Source organism: Marinospirillum sp. (assembly GCF_014859565.1).
Map to the genome: position 1 here is coordinate 1 of NZ_JACUUA010000217.1, position 5,364 is coordinate 5,364.

Genomic DNA, 5,364 nt, shown 5'->3' on the forward strand with positions numbered 1-5,364 from the left:
AAGCTACTTGAGTAAAGTCCTTGCAGCATAAGGGTTTTCATGCATTTTCCCTGCCGTCGCCTGGAAGCTGCAGTGGGCTACAAGCCAGCCACCTCAATAGAAAAAGGCATGCAGGCTTTTGTGGATTGGTATCAAGTCTATCAAAAATAATTCAAGTAACTTTTATTCAAGTAACTGTTTTGGAGAAGGTTTCCTAATGAAAATGGAAAATGCAAGAATAGCAGTCATTGGCCTGGGTTATGTAGGGCTGCCGCTGGCTGTAGAGTTTGGCAAGCACCGTGAAGTGCTGGGTTTTGATATCAATCAAAAACGCATTGAAGAACTCAAACAAGGGCATGACTTTACCCTGGAAGTGGATGAAGCCAGCCTCAAGTCTGCAACCCATCTAGCCTATACCTGCGAAATTAAAAACCTGGCTGACTACAATGTTTATATCGTTACGGTGCCCACACCGATTGATGAAAGCAACGCACCGGATCTGACGCCACTGCGCAAGGCTTCAGCCATGCTGGCCACGGTCATCAAACCGGGTGATCTGGTCATTTATGAATCTACGGTTTACCCAGGTGCAACAGAAGAAGTTTGTATCCCCGTCATTGAGCAGGGTTCAGGTCTTCAATACAACAAAGACTTCTATGCCGGTTACAGTCCAGAGCGAATCAACCCAGGTGATAAAGTCAACACCCTGACCAAAATTAAAAAAATCACCTCCGGTTCCACACCTGAAATTGCCCAGTTTGTCGATGAACTCTATCGCTCCATCATCACTGCAGGCACCCACCTGGCCAGTAATATTAAGGTCGCTGAAGCCGCCAAGGTGATTGAAAATACCCAGCGCGATCTGAATATCGCCATCATCAACGAATTTGCCAAAATCTTTAACATCCTGAATATCGATACCCAGGAAGTTTTGGAAGCTGCAGGCACCAAGTGGAACTTCCTGCCCTTCAAACCCGGTCTTGTCGGTGGGCATTGCATCAGTGTTGATCCCTACTACCTCACCTACAAAGCGAAAGAAGTGGGTTATCAACCCGAAGTCATTTTGGCAGGAAGACGAATCAATGATGGGATGGGGCAATACACTGCCACGCAACTAGTCAAAGCCGTCAGTCGGAAAAAAATTCACATTGATGAAGCGCGTGTATTGGTGCTGGGTTTCACCTTTAAAGGTGATTGCCCGGATGTGCGCAACACCAAAATCATTGACATGATCAAAGAGTTGGAAAGCTTTAATATGAATGTCGATGTTTTTGATCCCTGGGCAGAACCTGAAGAAGTCGAACACGAATACGGCCTGAAACTGGAAACTGATCTGCTGGAAGGGGTTTATGACGCCATCGTTCTGGCCGTAGACCACTCAGACTTTAAACACTGGGGTGAAGAAAAAATCCGCGCTCTGGGTAAAGAAAAGCATGTGCTCTACGATGTGAAGCACGTACTGGCCAAACACGAATCTGACCTGCGCCTGTAAAAGGATGGACCGACTTTTATGAAAAATTTTGCTCTGATAGGTGCTGCTGGCTACATCGCACCACGCCACATGAAAGCCATCAAAGACCTCGGCCATCACTTAAGTGTTGGCTACGACATCAATGATTCTGTGGGGATCATTGACAGTATTTCCCCGGACAGCGAATTCTTCACCGAATTTGAACGCTTCCAGGAGCATGCCTTTCAGCTCAAACGAGATTCCAACACAGCTCTGGATTATGTCTCTGTCTGCTCACCCAACTACCTGCATGCTGCCCATATAGCTGCAGGTTTGCGTATGGGTTGTGATGTCATCTGTGAAAAGCCTCTGGTACCCACTCCTGAATTGCTCGATGAGCTGGCCCTGGTTGAAAAAGAAACCGGCCAGCGGGTTTACAACATCCTGCAATTACGACACCACGAAGCCATTCTCAAACTGAAAGAAAAAGTCGCCCAGGAAAACCGCAAGGAAAAATATCAGGTTGATCTGACCTACATCACCTCGCGTGGCAAGTGGTACATGGAAAGCTGGAAGGGCGACCCGCGCAAATCCTTTGGTGTAGCCACCAACATCGGTGTGCATTTCTTCGACATGCTGCATTTTATCTTCGGCAAATTGGAAAAGAATGTACTGCATTACGCCGATGACTATCGAGCCAGTGGCTACCTGGAATACGAAAAAGCTCGGGTTCCCTGGTTTTTGTCCATTGATGCCAGCGACCTGCCCGAAGAAGTACAGGGCAAACAAACCACCTTCCGAAACATCAGTTGCGAAGGTGAACAGATCGAATTTTCAGCAGGCTTTACCGATCTGCATACCATCAGTTACCAGGGAATACTGGCAGGAAAAGGCTACGGCATAGAAGATGCCCGCCACTGCATTGAAACCGTCCATCATATTCGCACCGCACAGCCTGAACAGCCTGCTGAAGGCGAAGGCCACCCTTTCCTGAAGAAATTCATTTAATCAATTGACGTGGGAGCTTGCTCCGCAAGCGAAAACTTTATGAGTTACCAAGTTCACGAAACAGCCATCGTAGACGAAGGCGCACAAATCGGTGAAGGCAGCCGTGTCTGGCATTTTGTCCATGTTTGCGGGGGTGCCCAAATCGGTAAAAGCGTTTCCCTGGGCCAAAATGTGTTTGTAGGTAATAAAGTCACCATTGGCGACCACTGTAAAATTCAAAACAACGTCTCCGTGTATGACAATGTTCATCTGGAAGAAGGTGTGTTCTGTGGCCCCAGCATGGTCTTCACCAATGTTTATAACCCCCGCTCACTGATTGAGCGTAAAGATGAATACCGCAACACCCTGGTCAAAAAAGGCGCAACCCTGGGGGCCAACTGCACCATCGTTTGTGGTGTGACCATCGGTGAATACGCCTTCATCGGTGCCGGTGCCGTCATCAACAAAGATGTACCCGCCTATGCCCTGATGGTCGGCGTACCCGCCAAACAAATCGGCTGGATGAGTGAATACGGCGAACAACTGGATTTACCGCTGCAAGGGCAAGCAAGCACTGTTTGTGAACACACAGGCGCAACCTACACCCTCAACGGCAATCAGCTAACCAAAGCCTAACATACATTCAAAACCCTTGTAGGAGCGCACTCCGTGCGTGATTAAACTGGCATGCAATTCATAGACCTAGCCGCACAACAAGCCCGCATAAAAGACAAAATCGACGCAGGCATTCAAAAAGTTCTCGCACACGGCCAATACATCCTCGGCCCTGAAGTCTCCGAACTGGAAGAAAAACTGGCTGCCTTTACCGGTGCCAAATATTGCATCACCTGTGCCAATGGCACCGATGCTTTGCAGATTGCCCAAATGGCACTGGGCATCGGCCCCGGTGATGAAGTCATCACACCCGGCTTTACCTACATCGCCACCGCAGAAACAGTCGCTGTACTGGGTGCCAAACCGGTTTATGTCGATATTGACCCCAAAACCTACAACCTGGACCCTACAAAACTGGAAGCGGCGATTACCCCCAAAACCAAAGCCATTATTCCCGTTTCCCTCTATGGTCAATGTGCAGACTTTGAAGCCATCAACGCCATTGCTGAAAAACACGGCATCCCCGTTATAGAAGATGCCGCACAAAGCTTCGGTGCCAGCTACAAAGGCAAAAAATCCTGCAACCTAACCACCATCGCCTGCACCAGCTTCTTTCCCAGCAAACCCTTAGGTTGCTACGGTGATGGCGGCGCCATCTTCACCAACGATGAAGAACTGGCTAAAATCATGAGACAGATCGCCCGCCATGGACAGGACAAGCGCTACCACCATATCCGAGTAGGCGTAAACAGCCGATTAGACACCTTGCAAGCAGCCATTCTCTTACCCAAACTGGAAATCTTTGCTGAAGAAATCGAACTGCGCAACCAAGTTGCTGCCAACTACACGCAGCTAATCAACAAAGCCTGTACGAACTCACTTGGTGGGAGCTCTCTCCGAGAGCGATCAATAGTGATTCCTGAAATACAACCCCACAACACCTCCGCCTGGGCGCAATACACCATCCGCGTAAAAAACCGCGAAGAACTACAACAAAAGCTCAAGGAAGCGGGCATCCCCACAGCGGTACACTACCCCATACCACTGAACAAACAGCCCGCAGTAGCAGACACCCAAGCACAACTGCCTATAGGGGATGAAGTGGCAGAAGAAGTAATGAGCCTGCCGATGCACCCGTACCTGACAGAGCAGGAACAGCAGCGCGTAGTAGAAAGTCTGTTATCATGAGACAAGTAGATTACAGGAGACAAAAATGTTGATGCTAAAGCTTAAACAGGCGTTTGGCACTGTTAGCCAATCATCAGTGAAACATGCACAGCAAAAAAGCCAGCAAAGAATCAGAACCAAAGTGGTTACTACTCTGTCTCGCGGCAATGTCTCTTTACAGAATGGCCGTTTCCTGACCAAAAAAGATCTTGATGAACGATTGGATAAAGTAGTTAAACACAGCTTCCTATAAAAAATATGGAAATTGATAAAAGTCAACTTGAAAGCCTGCTGTCACTTTTCAGTGAAGCTGAGGCCAAGGTCAAGGAAGCAGAAGAGATAGATGGTGCTATCAGTGTACCTTCCATAAATGAGCTTCGATATGTCGGATATCACCTGACGCGTGCTTTAGCTAATAAAGATCCCCGTGAGGTTGAGCAAGAGCTGACCAAAGCCGCTAATCACGCCCGCCGGGCAATAACAGTCTTCCCGTAACTTCATGATCGCCATTGCTGCTCTCGTTGCAACATTATTGGGTGTGGGGATAGCAGTAGCACAATGGATCCAGTAATGAATGTAGCCCAAACTTACCGCCCTGACATCCAGGGGCTGAGAGCCATTGCGGTACTCGCCGTGATGGCTTTTCATTTTAACCCTACTTGGCTGCCCGGTGGGTTTATCGGCGTTGATGTGTTTTTGGTGATTTCTGGCTTCTTGATCACCAGCATTCTTTTGCACAAAAGAACACAAGCCAATTACAGCCTAACTGCAACCCTGAAATACTTTTACGCCAGTCGTTTCAAGCGCATCGCCCCAGCCTACTTTGTGATGCTAGTGGTCGTTGCGCTCGTCGCTGCTGTACTCTTCCTGCCGCAAGACTTCAACACCTTCAAAAAAGGATTGGAACAAGCCGCCTGGTTCAACAGCAACAACTATTTTGCTGATTTCGGTGATTACTTCGCCCCAGCCAACCATGAACAACCCCTGCTGCACACCTGGTCCTTGGCAGTGGAAATCCAGTTTTACCTGCTGGCACCCCTTATGGTACTCCTGCTGCCAGTTCGCTGGTTGAAGTGGATCTTTGCCAGTTTATTGATTGGGTTAACCGCGATAGCGGAATACCGCCTGCGGATATTGGGTATCGAGCAAGCGACCTACTACAGCCT

General features: G+C 48.5%; 7 protein-coding genes. All 7 read left to right on the forward strand.

What is annotated here, in order from left to right; all coding sequences use genetic code 11:
* Positions 1 to 196: 196 nt before the first annotated feature.
* Entirely contained in the window at positions 197 to 1,471 is a 1,275-nt protein-coding gene (gene tviB / locus IBX50_RS16815; protein WP_292257454.1) for a Vi polysaccharide biosynthesis UDP-N-acetylglucosamine C-6 dehydrogenase TviB, read from the forward strand.
* An 18-nt stretch (positions 1,472 to 1,489) separates the two neighbouring features.
* Positions 1,490 to 2,437 (forward strand): Gfo/Idh/MocA family oxidoreductase, encoded by a 948-nt coding sequence (locus IBX50_RS16820; protein WP_292257455.1) that lies wholly within the window; start codon positions 1,490 to 1,492, stop codon positions 2,435 to 2,437.
* Between the two features lie 39 nt (positions 2,438 to 2,476).
* Entirely contained in the window at positions 2,477 to 3,052 is a 576-nt protein-coding gene (wbpD, locus tag IBX50_RS16825; protein WP_292257456.1) for a UDP-2-acetamido-3-amino-2,3-dideoxy-D-glucuronate N-acetyltransferase, read from the forward strand.
* A 51-nt stretch (positions 3,053 to 3,103) separates the two neighbouring features.
* Positions 3,104 to 4,219 carry a DegT/DnrJ/EryC1/StrS aminotransferase family protein gene (locus IBX50_RS16830; RefSeq protein WP_292257457.1) on the forward strand — a complete coding sequence of 372 codons (1,116 nt, stop codon included), beginning with the start codon at positions 3,104 to 3,106 and terminating at the stop codon, positions 4,217 to 4,219.
* A gap of 25 nt (positions 4,220 to 4,244) precedes the next feature.
* Positions 4,245 to 4,451: a hypothetical protein gene (locus IBX50_RS16835; protein WP_292257458.1), complete on the forward strand. Its 207-nt coding sequence runs from the start codon at positions 4,245 to 4,247 to the stop codon at positions 4,449 to 4,451.
* Between the two features lie 5 nt (positions 4,452 to 4,456).
* Positions 4,457 to 4,693: a hypothetical protein gene (locus tag IBX50_RS16840; RefSeq protein ID WP_292257459.1), complete on the forward strand. Its 237-nt coding sequence runs from the start codon at positions 4,457 to 4,459 to the stop codon at positions 4,691 to 4,693.
* A gap of 75 nt (positions 4,694 to 4,768) precedes the next feature.
* On the forward strand, positions 4,769 to 5,364 hold a 596-nt coding region (locus tag IBX50_RS16845; RefSeq protein ID WP_292257460.1), incomplete at its 3' end, for an acyltransferase.